Origin of the sequence: Chryseobacterium oranimense (assembly GCF_900129755.1) — a bacterium.
Classification (GTDB): domain Bacteria; phylum Bacteroidota; class Bacteroidia; order Flavobacteriales; family Weeksellaceae; genus Chryseobacterium; species Chryseobacterium oranimense.
In genome coordinates, this window is the sequence record NZ_FQWT01000005.1 from 295537 (window position 1) to 313845 (window position 18309).

The 18309-nt window shown below is 39.0% G+C and carries 14 protein-coding genes; 7 read left to right on the forward strand and 7 right to left on the reverse strand.

Translation table 11 applies throughout. The features are described 5' to 3' along the window. Nucleotides 1-24: 24 nt before the first annotated feature. On the reverse strand, nucleotides 25-867 hold the full coding sequence (locus BUB03_RS16335; RefSeq protein ID WP_073065116.1) for an alpha/beta hydrolase family protein: 843 nt from the start codon (nucleotides 865-867) through the stop codon (nucleotides 25-27). Nucleotides 868-1014: 147 nt separating this feature from the next. On the opposite strand from BUB03_RS16335, the gene BUB03_RS16340 reads away from it, so the two are divergent. The 4 genes from BUB03_RS16340 to BUB03_RS16355 all read left to right on the forward strand — a co-directional run bounded on the left by BUB03_RS16340 (nucleotide 1015) and on the right by BUB03_RS16355 (nucleotide 5254). After that, the gene (locus BUB03_RS16340) at nucleotides 1015-1788 is read left to right on the forward strand and encodes a HipA family kinase (protein WP_073065119.1); all 774 of its coding nucleotides are present in this window, start codon (nucleotides 1015-1017) and stop codon (nucleotides 1786-1788) included. Continuing rightward, entirely contained in the window at nucleotides 1775-2158 is a 384-nt protein-coding gene (locus BUB03_RS16345) for a DUF3037 domain-containing protein (protein WP_073065121.1), read from the forward strand. Before BUB03_RS16340 ends, BUB03_RS16345 begins: the two co-directional genes overlap by 14 nt. A gap of 23 nt (nucleotides 2159-2181) precedes the next feature. Next, nucleotides 2182-3204, forward strand: coding sequence for an alpha/beta hydrolase (locus BUB03_RS16350; RefSeq protein WP_073065124.1), 1023 nt, complete (start codon nucleotides 2182-2184; stop codon nucleotides 3202-3204). A 208-nt stretch (nucleotides 3205-3412) separates the two neighbouring features. Then, a complete protein-coding gene (locus BUB03_RS16355) occupies nucleotides 3413-5254 on the forward strand; it encodes a carbon starvation CstA family protein (RefSeq protein ID WP_073065127.1) in 1842 nt (613 codons plus the stop codon). A gap of 78 nt (nucleotides 5255-5332) precedes the next feature. Here BUB03_RS16355 and BUB03_RS16360 read toward each other — a convergent pair whose 3' ends face one another. The 4 genes from BUB03_RS16360 to BUB03_RS16375 form a co-directional block, all read right to left on the reverse strand. Then, complete coding sequence (locus tag BUB03_RS16360) at nucleotides 5333-8059, reverse strand: TonB-dependent receptor plug domain-containing protein (protein ID WP_073065130.1); 2727 nt, start codon at nucleotides 8057-8059, stop codon at nucleotides 5333-5335. Nucleotides 8060-8507: 448 nt separating this feature from the next. After that, nucleotides 8508-10838: an ATP-dependent helicase gene (locus BUB03_RS16365; RefSeq protein WP_073065133.1), complete on the reverse strand. Its 2331-nt coding sequence runs from the start codon at nucleotides 10836-10838 to the stop codon at nucleotides 8508-8510. A 67-nt stretch (nucleotides 10839-10905) separates the two neighbouring features. Continuing rightward, nucleotides 10906-11736: a hypothetical protein gene (locus tag BUB03_RS16370; protein WP_073065136.1), complete on the reverse strand. Its 831-nt coding sequence runs from the start codon at nucleotides 11734-11736 to the stop codon at nucleotides 10906-10908. Nucleotides 11737-11779: 43 nt separating this feature from the next. After that, nucleotides 11780-12562: a hypothetical protein gene (locus BUB03_RS16375; protein ID WP_175547510.1), complete on the reverse strand. Its 783-nt coding sequence runs from the start codon at nucleotides 12560-12562 to the stop codon at nucleotides 11780-11782. A 118-nt stretch (nucleotides 12563-12680) separates the two neighbouring features. Between BUB03_RS16375 and BUB03_RS16380 the strand changes: the two genes are divergently transcribed. The 3 genes from BUB03_RS16380 (at nucleotide 12681) to secG (ending at nucleotide 16581) form a co-directional block, all read left to right on the forward strand. Further along, nucleotides 12681-13994 carry a M16 family metallopeptidase gene (locus BUB03_RS16380; RefSeq protein ID WP_073065141.1) on the forward strand — a complete coding sequence of 438 codons (1314 nt, stop codon included), beginning with the start codon at nucleotides 12681-12683 and terminating at the stop codon, nucleotides 13992-13994. A 54-nt stretch (nucleotides 13995-14048) separates the two neighbouring features. Further along, nucleotides 14049-16094: a M16 family metallopeptidase gene (locus tag BUB03_RS16385; protein WP_073065143.1), complete on the forward strand. Its 2046-nt coding sequence runs from the start codon at nucleotides 14049-14051 to the stop codon at nucleotides 16092-16094. Between the two features lie 127 nt (nucleotides 16095-16221). Continuing rightward, nucleotides 16222-16581 carry a preprotein translocase subunit SecG gene (secG, locus tag BUB03_RS16390; RefSeq protein ID WP_040996670.1) on the forward strand — a complete coding sequence of 120 codons (360 nt, stop codon included), beginning with the start codon at nucleotides 16222-16224 and terminating at the stop codon, nucleotides 16579-16581. Between the two features lie 50 nt (nucleotides 16582-16631). Here the strand turns inward: secG and BUB03_RS16395 are convergent, their stop codons facing one another. Both BUB03_RS16395 and recR read right to left on the reverse strand, forming a co-directional pair. Continuing rightward, the gene (locus BUB03_RS16395; protein ID WP_139258904.1) at nucleotides 16632-17471 is read right to left on the reverse strand and encodes a glycosyltransferase family 2 protein; all 840 of its coding nucleotides are present in this window, start codon (nucleotides 17469-17471) and stop codon (nucleotides 16632-16634) included. Beyond that, on the reverse strand, nucleotides 17467-18078 hold the full coding sequence (gene recR, locus BUB03_RS16400) for a recombination mediator RecR (protein WP_040996674.1): 612 nt from the start codon (nucleotides 18076-18078) through the stop codon (nucleotides 17467-17469). The genes BUB03_RS16395 and recR overlap by 5 nt, the downstream gene beginning before the upstream one ends. Nucleotides 18079-18309: the final 231 nt, after the last annotated feature.

An 18309-nucleotide genomic window follows, 5' to 3' on the forward strand; every position in this document is an offset into this window, starting at 1 on the left:
CAAATTTTATGCCATATACCAATATTATTTCATGTTTTTATTAATAAAATCAATGCATTTTTCGGTTATGATTTTAAGATGTTCAGGAAGTCTGTTTTCCGTCCAGGGTTCTTTCGCTCCAAAAGTATGATCTGCGCCTTCAACTAAAAACAGTTCCGAGTTAGGGTTAAGGATATGAAGATGTTCCGCATTTTTCACACTTACACTTTCATCATGGGTTCCGTGGACGATCAGCACATAGGCTTTTGCCATTTCCGTCGCTCTTTCCACATCGAAACGGTGAATATTTTTTTCAAAATCTTCATAAAACTGGTAGTAATGCGGCATTTCCTGCTTTGTCCTTCCATTCAGCACATAATATACGCCTTCTTTTTTCCAGTTCTCCAATGCCTCATCTTTTGGAAAGCGTTCCAGAGTATCTACGCTTGCCAGAGTGATCAGGCCGTTGATTCTTTCATCTTCAAATGTTTTGATGATAGAAATCCCTCCTCCCCTGCTGTGCCCGATCAGAATAATCCTCTGGTCGTCTACATTCGGATCTTGCACAAAATGATCGATCACGACACCCAGGTCCGAAAGTTCTTTTGAATAATTATTATTTCCGAAAGCTTCCAGATCACCAAAATTGTAAGGATCTTCAATGGTTGTTCCGTTATGGGACGAATTGAATTTCACAAAGAAAAAACCTGCTTCGGCAAACTTTTCCGCCATCAGATTCCAGGCTCCCCAGTCTTTGTAACCTTTGTATCCGTGTACAAAAATCACCAGAGGCATTTTTTCATTGGTTTCAGAATATAGAGCATCAGCCAGAAAATCTCTGGTTTCTTTGTTTTCAAGTTTTATATTAAGCTTTTTTATCAGTTCCATATGAATATTTAATTACAATTCTTAGTTGTCGGCAAGGCTGAACTATTCACTTTACTCTAAATATATAAAAAAAATTTAACCCGGAAAACTTAATCTTCTGCCCGGCAATTGATTCAATAGTATAAAAAATAACCTTATTTTTGCCGTATGCTGGATTTAAGAACGGTAACCGTCATGCGTTACATCCTGCCGCTGAGAGAAGGCGGATCTCTTCCTGCTTTGGCAGAAGCTGATGATGATTTTAAATATGTACTGAAATTCCGGGGCGCGGGTCACGGAGTCAAAATGCTCATTTCCGAACTTTTGGGCGGTAAGATCACGGAAGCCTTAGGACTGAAGATTCCCGAGCTTGTATTTGTAAATCTGGATGTTGATTTCGGAAGAACAGAAGCTGATGAGGAAATCCAGGATCTGCTGAAATTTTCAGAAGGCCTGAACCTCGGTCTGCATTATCTTTCAGGTTCCATTACCTACGATCCGGGGGTAAAGGTAGACCCGCTTCTCGCATCAAAAATCGTCTGGCTGGATGCATTTATCACCAATATTGACCGTACTTTCAGGAATACGAATCTCCTGATGTGGCACAAAGAGCTTTGGGTGATCGATAACGGCGCATCGTTTTATTTCCATCATTCATGGCAGAATTTTGATGCCGCTGCAAAAACCCCGTTTAAATACGTGAAGGATCATGTACTTCTCCCAAAAGCAAAAATGCTGGATGAAGCAGATCAGTTTGCCCATGAAGTACTGAATGATAAGTTGTTCAGGGAGATTGTCAATTTAATTCCGGAAGCCTGGCTCCATTGGGATGATGCCGATGAAACCCCTGACGAAATCCGTGAAATTTATTTTCAGTTCCTGAAGACCAGGTTGGAAAATTCTCAAATCTTTGTAAACGAAGCCAAAAATGCAAGAGGATAAAATATACGAATACGCTGTTATACGCCTGGTTCCTAAAGTTGAAAGAGAAGAGTTTTTCAATATCGGGCTGGTGATGTTTTCCAAAAAGGAGAAATTTATCCGTGTGGAATTTTACCTGTGTCCGGATAAATTTAAACTGATGCACAGCAAGCTGGACTATGATGATGTGATCCATAATCTTGAGAGTTTCCAGAAAATTGCCAATGGAGATAAAGAAGGAGGGCCTATTGCCCTGATGGATATCCCGGAACGTTTCCGCTGGCTGACGGCTGTAAGGAGTTCTTCCATTCAGACCTCCAGACCTCATCCGGGAAAATCCAAAGACCTGGAAAAAACGTTTGGTAAACTTTTTGAGGAGTTAGTAAAATAACACTCCACTACAAAAAGTATTCTATGAAATCTTCAACCAACAACATATCAATCTACAGGTTTTTTACAAACCTGTTTTTTGTTCTTTTTTTAAGCTTTTTCAATTTAAGTTATTCACAAGGCTCACCTGAGCCTATAATCAAGAAAAGCAGTCTCCTGCCGGAAATATCATCAGCCTCGGAAAATATTGTTTATAAGACCAATGCAAAAGGAAATCCTGTTGCCCTGGATATTTATACTCCTAAAACAGTTTCCGGCGGTAAAATGCCCGTGGTTATTTATGTACATGGCGGTGCGTGGGTAAAAGGCGATAAAACAGTTACGGATAGCAGCTATATTGAGACTTTCATTTCTAAATTGCTCGACAAAAAATATGCAGTCATCAGCATCAACTATACGCTCCTGAACGACAGCATTCACTTTCCCCTTCCTTTAGAAGATACCAAGGATGCGGTAAGATGGGTCAGAAAAAATGCTGCAAAATATAATTTCGACCCGGATAATATTGGACTTTTTGGGACTTCATCAGGGGCACATCTTTCGATGCTTGCGGCATACACACCTGATCATCAGTTTCCCGGAAGCACTGAGCTTTCTTCTTATTCCTCAAAGGTAAATTATGTGATAGATCATTACGGACCTTCTGATATGAATAAACTGCTTCATACCAGACTGGGAAAAGTACCCGTATTCTTTTTCGGCCTGGCAGCAAAGAAAATCGTAGATCTCAGGAGCAATCTCGTAAAAGGACTATCAGGATATGACATTAAAAAAGATAAAAACAAGGCGATAGAATATTTTAAAACTATTTCCCCGATAACGTATGTTTCACAAGGTGTTCCTACGTTAATTGTCCAGGGAAATAAAGATAAGATAGTTCCTATGAAGCAGTCTAAAAAACTCCACAGAAAGCTTAAAAGAGAAAATATTCAAAACTCACTGATTATTGTTGAAGACGGCCTTCATGGCTTCAAAACCACAGATAAAAACTACCTGGACAAACTGACTGATCAGATGGTGGATTTTGTTGATTCTCAACGAAAATAAACAATATACATTCTGATTAAACAAAACAAATAACTAACTATAAATCAAAGTATAACAGTTAAAATCAAGTTCTTAAACTACAAAATTGCTAGATTAATATACATTTCATCATTTTTTATTCATAAAATAATTAACTTGGCTTTTGTTTAAATTATTCTTAACAAAATATCCAATATTTTTAATTATTCATCCTTAAAAAACAGATGACATGGATTTTCTGAATAACACCAATGCGCTTACCCTGATTTTTGTATCGGTACTGATCTTTGCAATCGCCTATCGTTTCTATGGTATTTTTATTGCCAATAAGGTTCTGAGACTTAATGATAAAAACACGACTCCTGCAGTAGAGTTTGCCGATGGTAAAGATTATGTTGCCACCAATAAAAATGTACTTTTCGGGCATCACTTTGCTGCCATTGCAGCAGCCGGTCCTTTGGTAGGACCTGTTCTTGCCGCCCAGTTCGGGTATTTGCCCGGGGCATTATGGATCCTGATCGGATGCGTACTCGGTGGCGGAGTGCACGATATGGTCGTTTTATTTGCCTCAGTAAGGCATAAAGGACAAAGTCTGGCAACCATAGCCTCGAAAGAAATAGGCAAGGCAACCGGAACTGTTGCAGGTTTTGCTATTTTATTCATCCTGATACTTACGCTTGCCGGGTTGTCACTGGCTTGTATCAATGCCATGCATGAAGCTTCATGGTCGCTCTTTACCGTGGTGATCACAATGCCGATCGCAGTGATCATGGGTCTTATTATGAGATACAGAAAAAACAGTGTGCTTTTTGCCAGTATTTTAGGAGGTATACTTTTGGTGGCAGGTATCATCGGTGGTCATAGCCTGATGCAGAACGAAACAATGAATAATCTGTTTTCGTGGGATATCAAAACGATTTCTATTGCCATTCCTTTGTACGGTTTTCTCGCTTCCGTACTACCTGTATGGCTTCTTCTGGTTCCTAGAGATTATCTTTCAACCTATCTTAAAATAGGAACCATCATTATGCTTGCCGTGGGTGTGATTGTCATTCACCCAACCATTCAGATGCCTGCCCTTACAGAGTTTATAAAAGGTGGCGGGCCTGTTATAGGTGGGCCTGTACTGCCTTTTATCTTTATTGTTATCGCATGCGGAGCAATTTCCGGTTTTCATGCTGTAATCGCAACGGGAACGACGCCTAAAATGCTTAATAAAGAAAAGGAAATCCTTTTTGTAGGCTATGGTGCAATGCTGGTGGAAGGTTTTGTTGCTTTAATGGCTTTGATTGCTGCCTGTACATTAATGCCCGGCGATTATTTCGCCATTAACACCCCGAAGGAATCTTATGACGCTTTCCTTGCTGCGCACCCTTCCCTTCATGGGGTAGATATCGATTATTACTCACAGAAAATAGGCATCGAGCTTCACGGAAGAACCGGTGGGGCAGTATCTCTGGCTGTGGGAATGGCTCATATTTTCAACAAGATCCCCTATATGGACCAGCTGACTGCTTATTGGTATAATTTTGCCATTATGTTTGAAGCCGTATTTATTCTTACCGCCATTGATGCAGGAACAAGAGTAGGCCGTTTCTTTTTGCAGGAAATGCTGGGTTCCGTCATTCCTAAATTCAATGATAAAAACTGGGTTCCCGGAATTATTATCAGCAGTCTTTTATTTACTTTCGCCTGGGGATATCTGGTATTTACAGGCAATGTGAGCAGTATCTGGCCGTTGTTCGGGATCAGCAACCAGCTGTTGGCGGCATGTGGCCTGATCGTCTGTACAACGATGCTGATCCGGATGAACAGAGGTAAATATGCCTTATGTTCTGCAGTTCCCGGAGTTTTCATGGCTGGAATTACTTTCTGGGCCGGATATATTCAGGTAACAGCCATTTATCTTCCTAAAGAACAGTATTTGCTGGCCACTTTAGCGGTTACAGCCATGGTATTAATGCTTATTGTGTTCATCGGGGCTTTTATCAAATGGTACCAGCTTCTGCAGATCAAAACCACAGAAATAGATTTCTACGGAGAACCTGTAAAAGAACTTGTAGAAAGATAACCAGAATAAACTAACATAAAAAAAAACAAAACCAGCCCGGAACATCCGGGCTGGTTTTGTTTACTAATTATTATTTATTTAAAAATTGAAGTTGAGCCTTGTAAACACATATCTTCCGTTCTGGCCAAACTGGGATGTTGAACGGGAATAGATAAACTGATCATTGTTGGTAGAGGCTGTAAGGTTTTTATCAGGATAAATATCAAAAAGATTGTTTACTCCCAATGTAAGCCCTACATTTTTTGTAAACTGGTAGGCCAGTGAAAGATCGGTAATGATTTTATGCCCGATCTGCTGGTGTTCATTGAATCCTACAACTCCGTCACCATTCACATCAATTATGTCTGCCCCTGTCACTTTTCCGAAATAGGTATTTCTAAGATAGAAACTTGCATTCTTCCATGTAAGGGTGTGGGATAAACTTGCTTTTACCCTTGGAACCGCTTCTTCCAGGTATACTCTGGATTTTTCGGAGAAATAGATCTTCTCAAGATTCGGTGACTGCAGAAGTCCTGAGGAATGAATATCCCCTACTTTCCTGGTTTCACTGATATTGGCGGCAAAGCTGTTATCCAGTTTCATGCCGGAAAATCTTACGTTATGAGAAATCACAAGGTCTATTCCTTTTGTTTCCGTATCTATAGCATTGGTAAAGAACTGAGCTGCATTGATTCCCTGAGCATCTAAAACAGCCTGTGCAGCAGGAGGTACTTCTGATCTTAAGAACTGATCTGTAAGAATGATCCTGTTGTTAATTCTTGTAAAATAACCGTCTGCTGTAAAAGAAAGGCTTGCAGAAGGAATCCTGTAAGTAAATCCTACACTGGCAGATTTAGAAGTTTCCTGCTTTAGTTTTGGCATTTCCAGCAACCCTGCAATTTCCGAATCATTGCTGAAAGTCCCTACTTCCAGAAGCTGGCTGTTGGTAAACAAAGTAGAAGTCACATTATAGTAAATCTGGTGGATGGATGGCGCTCTGAACCCTGTGGAACCAGCCAGTCTTACATTAAAATTGGGAGCCACTTTGATTCTTGAAGCCAATTTATAGTTAAATGTAGATCCAAAATCTGAATAATTTTCATATCTCGCTGCCACATCTACCAATAACCAGTTGGTAAAATTGAATTCCACATCTGCATAAGCTGCCACTGCCTGTCTGTTTTTATCTACAGCATTAACAGGTTTAAACCCACTGAAAACCTGCGATCCTCCGGGAAGTGCATTTCCAAAGAAATCTGTACCTCTCGGGCTGGTATTATTCCATACATTTCCTGCTGCATCATAAGTGGTGTAAGAAGCTTCATCACCCTGCGTTATTTTAAAATTCTCATACCGGTGTTCTGCACCAAATGCTACGTTAATCCCGTTCCAGACATCATATTTTTTAGAGAAATCCAGATTGATGGTATTCTGTGAAAACCTTAAGCTTCCAGCATCAAACTCATCAGGAGAAGCAAAACGTAAAGAGGTATTCCCTGTATTTCTGATGTTATAGGTAAATGAATTCTGTCCGAATGTATTACTGAAATCAATATTCCAGCCGTCCCAGTTCCCCTTGATTCCTGCTGAAAGCGACAGATCCTGGATATCCGTTCCGATCTGTGGCAGGTAACCGTCTGGGTACAGCCCTGTAAAAGTTCTGCTTTGGTTAGGTTTTCTGTAGAATCCACCTGAACTTCCGTGTCTGAAGCTGTATCCGCCGAACGTATATACTTTCCAGTTGTCATTAACCGGAACCTCAATATTGGCAAAAAGCTGATGATTGTTCAGTTTGGACTGCCCTACCTGCATATTGAAATCTTTCCTGTCCAGTCCTCTGTACGCCAGTTCCTGATCTGTAAAATCTCCTTTTAATAAGCCTTGCAGGGCACCGATCGTATTGGCTGCCTGAATCTGGTTCTGAAACTGAGGAGAGAAATAGCTTACCCCCTGCGCATACTGATGGATATAATTAATAAGTTGCTGCGAATTGGGAACATTGTTGATATTGGAAAAAAGTGACGAAAGATTCACACCGTCATTTAAAGCACGTTTTTCAATAGCATTATATGCATTATAGATTGCCCCGCTTTCCGTGTCGGCTCTGAAGGTCGGATTTCTGAACTGTGAAGACCATGTGATATTATAAAAACCACCTTTATTCCCGATCTTATTTCCATAATTAAGGTCTAACTGAATATTCTGTCCGTCAAAGTTCCCGGTATGGTCATTCGCAGTCGGAGTTAAATTTCCGCCATAACTTACCTGGCCGGTTAATTTTCCGATATCCTTTTTCAGTTCAAGGTTGATTACCCCTGCAATGGCATCTGATCCATACTGGGCTGAAGCACCGTCACGCAGTACCTCAATCCTGTTCAAGGCAAATGAAGGAATAGAGTTCAAATCGGTTCCTACTGTTCCTCTTCCCGGTGTTCCGTTTACATTCACCAAAGCAGAAGTATGCCTTCTTTTTCCGTTCACTAAAACCAGCACCTGATCCGGTCCTAATCCTCTCAGCTGAGCAGGATCAAGATGGTCTGTCCCATCCGAATTGGTTTGAATGGTTGATGTGAAAGACGGAGCTACCGCATTCAGAATCTGTCCTATACTGGATTGTGGAAGTACCACCGAAGTTTCTTTTATATTGAAGACGTCCACAGGAACCGGACTGTCTGTTTTGGATCGTGCACCAGCTCTTGAGCCCAGTACTACAACTTCTTCCACCGCATTGGTTTTTACGCTGTCTTTTTCTTTTTCCTGTCCGAAAGCATACGTTCCGAGGAAAAAAAGTACAGAAGCAGATAAAATAGTCTTTTTATTTTTCATACCCTTACATCAATTAATAGTTTATGCTTTTTTCGAGTGGCAAATGTATAGCAAATTTATTAGTCTACAAAATCAATAGACTTTTGTTTTGCAAAAAATGATAATAGTCTTCTTCTATTGAACATTGAATGGTAAAGTTTTATAATATTTTGATGAATGCTAATTTTAGAAAATGTATTGTTTTAAACATGCATTTTTTTTAACGCAAAGTTTAATTTTAATAGTAAAAATCTTAAGAATGCAAAGAAGAGATCAATCTGCGGTTGATCGATTAAGCGACCGAATTACCCAGCAGCTTAATCAATGGCAGAGCCATTCATCTTTGCTTTCCTTAAGATAACAGGGGCTGAAATTGAAACTTTGCGTTAAAAAACTCTGCAATTAAAAAACGGATCCTAAAAATAGAATCCGTTTTAAATATTATCATCAGTCTATGCAACTGATCGCTTTATATTTTCGTAAGCTTGGCGTATTTTAAGATAAGGTTTTTCTCCCCTTCATGAATGAAAATTACTTTTGCTTTGATGTTCTGCGGATCCGTACCATCCAGGAAAGAAACCTCTCCGATTCCGAAACGGTCATGCCTTACCTTATCACCCACTTCAATATCCTGAGAAGAGGCTCCACTAGGGTTGATAATTTTAGCGGTGCTTACAGGCTTCAGTTTTCTGACTTCCGGTGCCGGTTTTGAAGTATCTCCTCTGTCAATAGTTTTCTTTTCAACCTTTCTGAATGCTTTCTGTTCGGAAGGATGATCATCAAAAATATTGGATTTGATCCCGGCATTATTGATGAACCTCTTTTCCATAGCAGGATTCAGGAATTCAATATACTCGTCATCTATTTCGCTTAAGAATCTTGAAGGTTCTGCATCAGTGATTTTCCCCCACTGGAAACGTGAAACCGCATAAGAGAAAAACACTTTCTTTTCAGCTCTTGTCAGTGCTACGTAGAAAAGACGTCTTTCTTCTTCCAGGTCTTCCCTTGTTGCTGAGCTCATAAAGCTCGGGAAAAGATTTTCCTCAAGACCTACAAGATGTACTACCGGGAATTCAAGACCTTTCGACAGGTGAATGGTCATTAATGAAACCATATCTTCATCTGTATTTTTATCCTGGGTATCCGCAGAAAGTGCAATATTCTCAAGGAAGTTCGGCAGGCTTGGGTCTCCGTCTTCCAACTGCATCTGCTCTTCAATGAACCCCTGCATGGAGTTCATTAATTCCTGGACGTTTTCTACACGGGAAATTCCTTCCGGGGTCTGATCGTCTTTTAAAAATTTAATCAGTCCGCTTCGTTTAGCCACTTCCATCGCAACACTGTATGCTGTATCAGTTTTCAACAATACCTGAAAGGCTTTGATCATAGACCAGAAGTCATTCAGCTTATTTAAAACACCATTATTAAGACCTAGCTGAGGAGCATACATCGGTAAATTGCTGAGTACTTTTGAAACAGCAATATTCTGAGCGTCTGCAAAAACGATCAGCTTATTCTGTGTAGTTTCCCCGATTCCTCTTGCAGGATAATTAATGATTCTCATCAGCGCTTCTGAGTCATTTTCATTGACCAGAAGACGCAGGTAAGCAATGAGGTCCTTCACTTCTTTTCTTTGGTAGAAGGAAAGCCCTCCGTATACTTTATAAGGGATATTTTTACGTCTCAGCGCATCTTCAAATGCCCTGGTCTGTGAGTTTGTCCTGTATAAAATAGCAAAATCACTGTATTTTCTCTGCTCGGTATTCCTAAGCTCCCAGATATTTCCGGCTACGAAATTGGCTTCATCAGCATCGGAAAGGGAACGGTAAATCTTGATTTTATCTCCTTCTTCATTATCACTGAATACATTTTTTTTAAACTGCTGAAGGTTTTTGGCAATAACCACATTGGCAGCATTAACGATATTCTGGGTTGAACGGTAATTCTGCTCCAGAGAAACCGTTAAAGCCTCAGGATAATCTTTCTTGAAGTTTAAGATATTGTAAATATTGGCACCACGGAATGAATAGATAGACTGTGCATCATCTCCCACCACGCATATATTTTCAAATTTTGAAGCCAGAGCTTTAACAATAAGGTACTGAGAATGGTTAGTATCCTGGTACTCATCCACCATGATATACCTGAATCTGTCCTGATATTTGGCCAGCACTTCAGGAAACCGGGTCAGCAACTCATTGGTTTTCAACAGCAAATCATCGAAATCCATCGCTCCGTTTTTGAAACATTCTTCCACATATTTCTGGTAGATCTTGCCGATGAATTTCATGTTTGCCTTTTCATCTGCCTCCATCAGCTCGGGATTGTTGAAATAAGCTTTTACCGTGATCAGGTTATTTTTGTAAGTGGAAATCCTTGCCTGAACTTTTTTAGGTTTGTAAAGATCAGCATCGATATTCATATCCTTGATCACTTTCCTGATAACGTTCAGTGCATCCTGCTGGTCATAGATGGTAAAATTGGAAGGATATCCAAGGTAATGGCCTTCAATCCTCAGGATTCTTGCAAACACCGAGTGGAAGGTTCCCATCCATAAGCTTCTTGCATTGCTCTCTCCTACCACTTTTGCGATACGCTCTTTCATTTCGCGGGCCGCTTTATTGGTAAAGGTTAATGCCAGGATATTGAAAGGATCCACTCCGTTGTGGATCAGGTGGGCAATACGCATGGTAAGCACCCGCGTTTTTCCGGAACCGGCGCCAGCAAGAACCATTAATGGTCCCTGTAGAGAGGTAACGGCTTCATATTGTGATTCATTGAGTCCTTTCAGATAATCCATACTGCAAAAAAATTTGGAAACACAAAATTAATGTATTCGGAGGACAATTCAAATTTTTGGAAATTCATTAATTTATATTCCATTTCTTTCCGTCGTATTCATAGGTCGTATCGGTTGAAAACCTATTGCCATCAGAGAGAAAAATCTTAAGTTTATACGGATCATGAAATTCAATTCTTACTGTAACAACAACTGATTTTTCATCTAAACCTTTAGAAATAGCCAGTCTTGGGTTATCTTTTTTGTAGTATTTCATGATGAACGAATACAGGGAAGGCTCTGCAAATTCTTTAAACTCAGGCATGATATCCGGAACAAATTTGGTGGAAAACAATATGGCATTAATTTCTTTCCGGCTATAAAAATTCTCTAACGCTGTTTTATTCCAAAACTTTGAACTTAAATAATTAGATGGCATATTTTTCCAGTCCGGGCAGCATCCCGGCAAATCACAGTGAATATCCCAGTTGATCAAACTGGTATAAAGCGTAATACTGTTTAGATGATACTTTTTAATAGGATCAAGAATCCTTTTGCTGAGTAAATTATAAATCTTATCAATATTTTTATGGTCAGCTCTGAGGTTTGTCATTTTCAGGCTGTCACTTATTCTCCTCGCATTGCAATCCGGCTTATAAGGTTTAGGACAGCCATTAAATTCTTCAAAACCTTTAATCGTAGGACATTGGTCATCCTTGTCCAATATTCCGTCACCATCTGTATCCGGCCACGGACATCCCTCATTCTCTTCCTGCCCATATTCCTTAGAACATTTATCCAGATAGAAGAGAATTTCATCACCGTCTTCATCAGAAAGACAAAGCCTTTTACTGAATTCTTTTATGCATTTTTTAAATATAGAATCATTTTTGTATTCCTGGGCTGTAAGAGAGGACAAAAAAGACAAATTAAAAAATATAAACAGTATTGTTTTCTTCATTTTAATTGCTATCAGGAGATTTGTTTATAAGCTGCCAAGCTTTATTTTTATACTCATAGGTTTTATAGGTACTTCCTTCATAGTGTTCATTATATATGAATTCTACAGTAATTTTTCTGCCTGGTTCATTGGTAAACAGCAATTCCAAAGTATTAAAATTTTCCATGGTACCCGTATCAGTAGAGGTGGAATTTAATATCAGATTTTCATTTTTGTAAGGAAAATAAAAAAAACTTTCTTCGTCAATATATCTTTTAGTCCCAATAATATTAATTTTTTGATAGGTTCCTTTCTTTTGTTTCCTTGTTGCAACTACTAATTGATTGAGTGCAGGCTGTCTTTCATAGATTGAGGTAGGTTTTAAGTTAGGCAGATCATAGATAAATTTGTTGATCAATCCATTTTTAGGAATGATATTTTTCTTTAATATCCTTGCAATAGCTTCTATATTCTTTTTTGTCCAGAAAACTTTGTCATTGTAAACAGGACTGTCTGAAAGCCGTTCAAAACAGCATTCACAAGGTTCATTATCAAAAGGATTCCTTGTTACCTTATCATGATAATTAATGATCAGGTTATCAAACGGAATTTTACTTACATCTATATCATTTATAATTCTCTGTGTAAGTTTTTTGTAATTAACATCTTCAGATTCTGCCTTAAGTTTCCGGTACAAAACACTGTCCGCTATCTGCATATTATGGCATCTGGCAGTATCTTTGAGACTCTGTGAAAATCCCATGAAAAAGAAAGATGAAAATATAAAAACGCATAAAGGTTTCATTGCGATGCTGCCATTTTGAAATTCCAATTCTATTTGTATTTTTTTCTTCAAAATTACCTTTTAAGTGTAACAATTAACATATTTTCTCTACTAATTGTTCCAAAACAATTTCTACTTTATGAAAAAGCGACTTCTTACTGCTGCAGCGGCCTCTTTCTTCGGAATGATTCTGAATGCACAGCAAATAAAATTCGAAGAATATGACCTTCCAAACGGTCTTCACGTCATTCTTCATCAGGACAATTCTGCACCGGTAGTCACTACCGGAGTTATGTACCACGTAGGTGCCAAAGATGAAGTAAAAGGAAGAACAGGATTTGCCCACTTCTTCGAACACCTTCTTTTTGAAGGCACACCTAATATCAAGAGAGGTGACTGGTTCAAGATCGTATCTTCCAACGGAGGACAAAATAACGCAAACACAACGAATGACAGAACGTATTACTACGAAACTTTCCCTTCCAACAACGAGCAGCTTGGCCTTTGGATGGAATCTGAAAGAATGCGTCATGCGGTGATCAATCAGATAGGAGTAGATACTCAGAGAGAGGTTGTAAAAGAAGAGAAAAGGTTAAGAATGGATAATCAGCCTTACGGAAACCTTTTCCCTACCATTCAGAAAAATTTATTTACGAATCACCCGTACAACTGGCCTACGATCGGTTCTATGGAGGATCTGAATTCGGCAAAGCTGGAAGAATTCCAGGCTTTCTATAAAAAATATTACGTTCCGAACAATGCTACATTAGTGGTTGCAGGAGATATCAAGCCTGAGCAGACTAAAAAATGGATCCAGGAATATTACGGAGCCATTCCGAAAGGAACACTTTATCCTAAAGATTTCCCGAAAGACGCTCCTATCACCCAGGAAAAAGAAGTAACGGCTACAGACCCGAACATTCAGCTTCCTGCCTATATTTTCGCATACAGAACTCCGGCTAATAAAGAAAAGGATGCGTATGTTCTTGACATGCTTTCCTCTTATCTGAGCAACGGTAAGTCTTCGGTTTTATATAAAAAATTAGTAGACCAGGACAAAAAAGCACTGGCTGTACAGGCTTTCAACCAGGGGCTTGAAGATTACAGTATTTTTGCTTTCTTCGCCATCCCGATGGGACAGACTACGAAACAGACTTTACAATCTGACATCGATGCTGAAATAAAAAAACTGCAGACCACTCTGATCTCTGAGGAAGATTATCAGAAGCTTCAGAACCAGAATGAAAACCAGTTTGTCAATGCCAACTCAAGCATCCAGGGAATTGCCGCTTCATTGGCAACGAATCATGTATTGATGGGTGATACTAACCTGATCAATAAGGAAATTGATATCTACAGATCGATCACAAGACAGGATCTGCAGAATGCCGCCAAGAAATATCTGAATTCCAACCAAAGGATCATCATTAATTACGTTCCTGAAAAAAAGTAATCATTTAAAAACTTCAGGTTTAAAAGATGGTTATTAAAAATTAAATTTTTACAAATGAAAAAGCAATTAACATATATAGCTGCAGCGTTTTTATTCGCAGGAACGGTTTCAGCACAAAAAATTGACATTAATGCAATGCCGAAGCCGGGGCCTACCCCTGCGATCAATATTGCAAAACCAAAAACTTTCCAGCTGAGCAACGGCCTTACCGTAATGGTGGTAGAAAATAATAAACTACCAAGAGTAAACACTACCCTTTCGATGGACAGACCTCCTTTTCTTGAAGGAAGTGTAGCCGGAGTAAGCTCTATCATGGCTGAACAGTTCGAAAACGGAACAACCAACCTTAGTAAAGAAGATTTCAACAAAAAAGTGGATTATCTGGGAGCAAATCTTAATTTTTCTTCCAATGGTGCTTTTGCCAACGCTCTTTCAAAATATTTCCCTGAAGTATTAAGCTTAATGGCCGATGCGATCATTAATCCTAAATTCTCTGCTGAAGAAATCCAAAATTCCAAAGAAAGAGCCATAGAAGGATTAAAATCTGAAGAAAAAAATGCTTCTTCTATTGCTTCTAAAGTTTCCAATGCATTAATGTACGGTAAAAACACCGCAAGAGGTGAATTTGAAACCGTGGAAACCATCAACAAGATCCAGTTGGCTGACGTACAAAACGTTTATAAAAAATATTACGCTCCGGACAATGCTTATTTGGTCATTGTGGGTGATGTGAAATTTGACAAGATAAAACCACTGGTAGAAAAAGCTTTCAGCGGATGGAAAAAAGCCAATACTCCTGCTACTGCACTGGAACCTGCTTCCAATCTTGCCAAAACGGAAATTAATATCGTAGATGTTCCTTCGGCTGTACAGTCTGTGGTTTCAGTAAACAACCTGAATAATCTTAAAATGAAAGATCCGAACTATTTTGCTGCTACAATGGCCAACTACATCTTAGGCGGAGGCGGTGAAGCAAGACTTTTCATGAACCTTCGTGAGAAGAACGGGTTTACTTACGGCGCTTATTCCAGTATGAATGCGGGTAAATATTCTTCCGATTTCTCTGCTGATGCCAGTGTAAGAAATGAGGTTACAGATAAAGCGGTTAAGGAATTCATGAATGAGCTTAATGCTATTTCTACTGTAAAACCTGAAGAACTGGAAAATGCCAAGGCTAAACTGAAAGGTTCTTTCATCATGTCCCTGGAAAAGCCGGAAACAATTGCGAAATTTGCTTTAAACCAAAAGGTTCAGGATCTTCCTTCTGATTTCTATACCAATTATTTAAAGTCAATTGATAAAGTAACTGCTGCAGACATTTCCAATGCTGTGAAGACTACTATTTTGCCCAACCAAAGCAGAATTTTCATTGCAGGTAAAGCGTCTGACATTTCTGCAGGACTTGAAAAGCTGGGTTATCCTGTAAAATATTATGACAAGGAAGCCAATCCGGTGGCAAAACCAACGGCACAAAAAGTAGATGCTGCAGTAAGCGTAGCTTCTATTGCTGATAAATACATCAATGCAATCGGAGGAAAAGCAAACGTTGCCAAAATTTCTTCTTACACGATGAATGCTTCCATGTCTATGCAGGGACAGAATATTGATTTTAGAATCATAAAAGCTCAGGGCGGAAAAGAATTAACGTCAGTTACTGCAATGGGACAGGTGGTTCAGAAGCAGGTTTTCGATGGAAAAGACGGATACTCCGAACAAATGGGCCAAAAAACGCCTATGAAACCTGAACAGATTGTTGAAAAGCAGAAAAATACCGAGCTGTTCGAAGAGTTAGGTTTCGCCAAATCTTCAGACTATAAAGTAGCAGGCATCGAGAAAATAGGTGGTGAAGACTCTTATGTTGTAAAAGGGAATAATACTACTTATTATTACAGTGTAGCCACAGGACTGAAAACAGGAGAAACCAGAACGGCAAAAGCACAGGGACAGGAAATAACCATCCCTACCACTTTCTCTGATTATAAAGATGTAAGCGGTGTGAAAATGCCATATACCATCTCTATTACTCAAATGGGAATGGACATGGTAATGAATGTAAAATCATACGAAGTGAACCAGGCTAAAGATTCCGATTTTAAATAAGAATTCTTTTATATAAAAAAACGGTAGCTCACGCTGCCGTTTTTATTTTTAACAACATTTCTTCTATCTTCTTTGTCATTCGATAAAAAAAGATTAAATTTGCCCATTCAAAAAGATATCAGAATTAATGGATACTATATTTACACTATTGATGGTTCTTATTATGATTGCCAGCGTTTTATTGGTAATCATCGTTATGGCTCAAAATCCTAAGGGAGGAGGCCTTTCCAGTACTTTCGGAGGTGCATCATCTGCACAGTTTGGGGTACAGAGAACCAATGATTTCATGGAAAAAGCAACATGGACTCTGGGCGCAGTAATTATCGTCCTTATCCTTATAAGCGTTGTGATCACCGGTAAGCCTGCTACAGCAGCTCCAACGCAACAACAGCCTGTAAAGAAAGAAACTACGGCTCCGGCTAAGCAAACGACTCCGGCAGCAACTACTACTGCTCCGGCTCAGACACCTGTAGCTCCGGCAAAATAATAACAGATTTATTTATATAAACAAAAAGCAGTTCAAATTGAACTGCTTTTTTATTTTAACTTGATCTTCTCTATTTTGTGGCGAAGCTTTAGACCTGCTTTCAAAAATGAATACTGCATGGGCCTGGACTCTTTATAATATTTATCAATAAAGATCTGCATTGCCCCATAGAAACGTTCGAGATAAACTTCATCTTTAACAGTGCTTTCACCTTTATGGTGAAGAAGGGAAGCTTTCCCGTAGTAATAGTTTTTATAGCCGTTTCTTAGCAGCGTATAGCAAAGGTCAATATCTTCCCCGTACATAAAATAGCTCTCATCAAGACCTCCAGCTTTTTCGTAAACCTCTTTTTTTATCAGTAAAAAAGCTCCGGTAACTACATCTACTTCAGCAACTGCATGTTCATCAATATCGCTTCTGTAATAAGATTTTGAATTGCTTCTTTTAAAATTGGTAAACAGCTTCTCAAAAGAATTGAACATATCAGGAACAGAACGTTTGCTTTCCGGCAGGAAATTTCCTTCTGCATCATGCATCATTATCCCGAGACATCCGAAATCCTGCTTTGAATCTGCAAAATCCAGAATATCTTTCATATAGAATCCTTCCAGTTCGGTATCAGGATTTAAAAGAAGAATATATTCTCCCGTTGCTGTTTTTACTGCCTTATTATTGGCAATCGCAAAACCGTCGTTATGTTCCGAAGAGATAAAACGGACTTTAGGAAATTCAGGAATAAGATCACCCCAGGAATCATCCGTAGAAGCATTATCAATCACAATGACTTCATAATCTTCTCCTTCCGTATATTTTTGAATGGACAGGAGGCAGTTTTTCAGCAACCTGGTCACATTATAATTGACAATGATGATGGACAGCTTCATATTAATCCTTTTCGTTGTACGGTAACCTGTTGATAATTGATCTTCCCAAAGACACCTCATCTGCATATTCCAGCTCATCACCTACTGCAATTCCCCTGGCGATACTTGAAAAAGTAACATTAAAATTCTTAAATTTTTTATAGATATAATATGCTGTTGTATCTCCCTCCATTGTGGCACTTAATGCAAAAATAAACTCCTTCACGCCACCTTCATTCAGTTTTCTTTCAATGCTTGGAATATTCAGCTGGTTGGGACCAATTCCTTCCATCGGAGATATTTTCCCGCCCAGGATCAGGTATTTCCCGGTAAACTTTCCTGTATTTTCAATAGCAATGACATCACGTACATCTTCAACAATGCAGATCAGCTCACCGTTTCTTTTCTCATTACTGCAGATTTCACAGACATCAAAATCCGAAAAATTATGACATTCCTTACAATATTTTATTTCGTTAACAAGATTGATTAAAGAGTTTCCAAGAATTACCGCTCTGGAACTCGGCTGTTTCAAAAGATGCAACGCCAGCCTTAAGGCTGTTTTTCTTCCGATGCCCGGCAGCCCCGAAATTTCGTCTACTGCTTTTGCCAAAACTTTACTAGGATAATCCATAGATACAAAAATAAGGAATATTGTTGAGAATTCGTGTGGTAAGACTGGGTTTCGGGTTATGGATTTCGGGATTTGAGTTGCAAGTTTCAGGATGCGGAATACAGGATTCGAAATAAGACTTTGTTATAAGATAAGAAAGTTTGAAGCTGTTCTCAATTCGGAAATTGAATTTGCAATGAACATCTGCTCCCGAAGTCACCATTACCCTCACTCTCATGTATGAAATCTAAC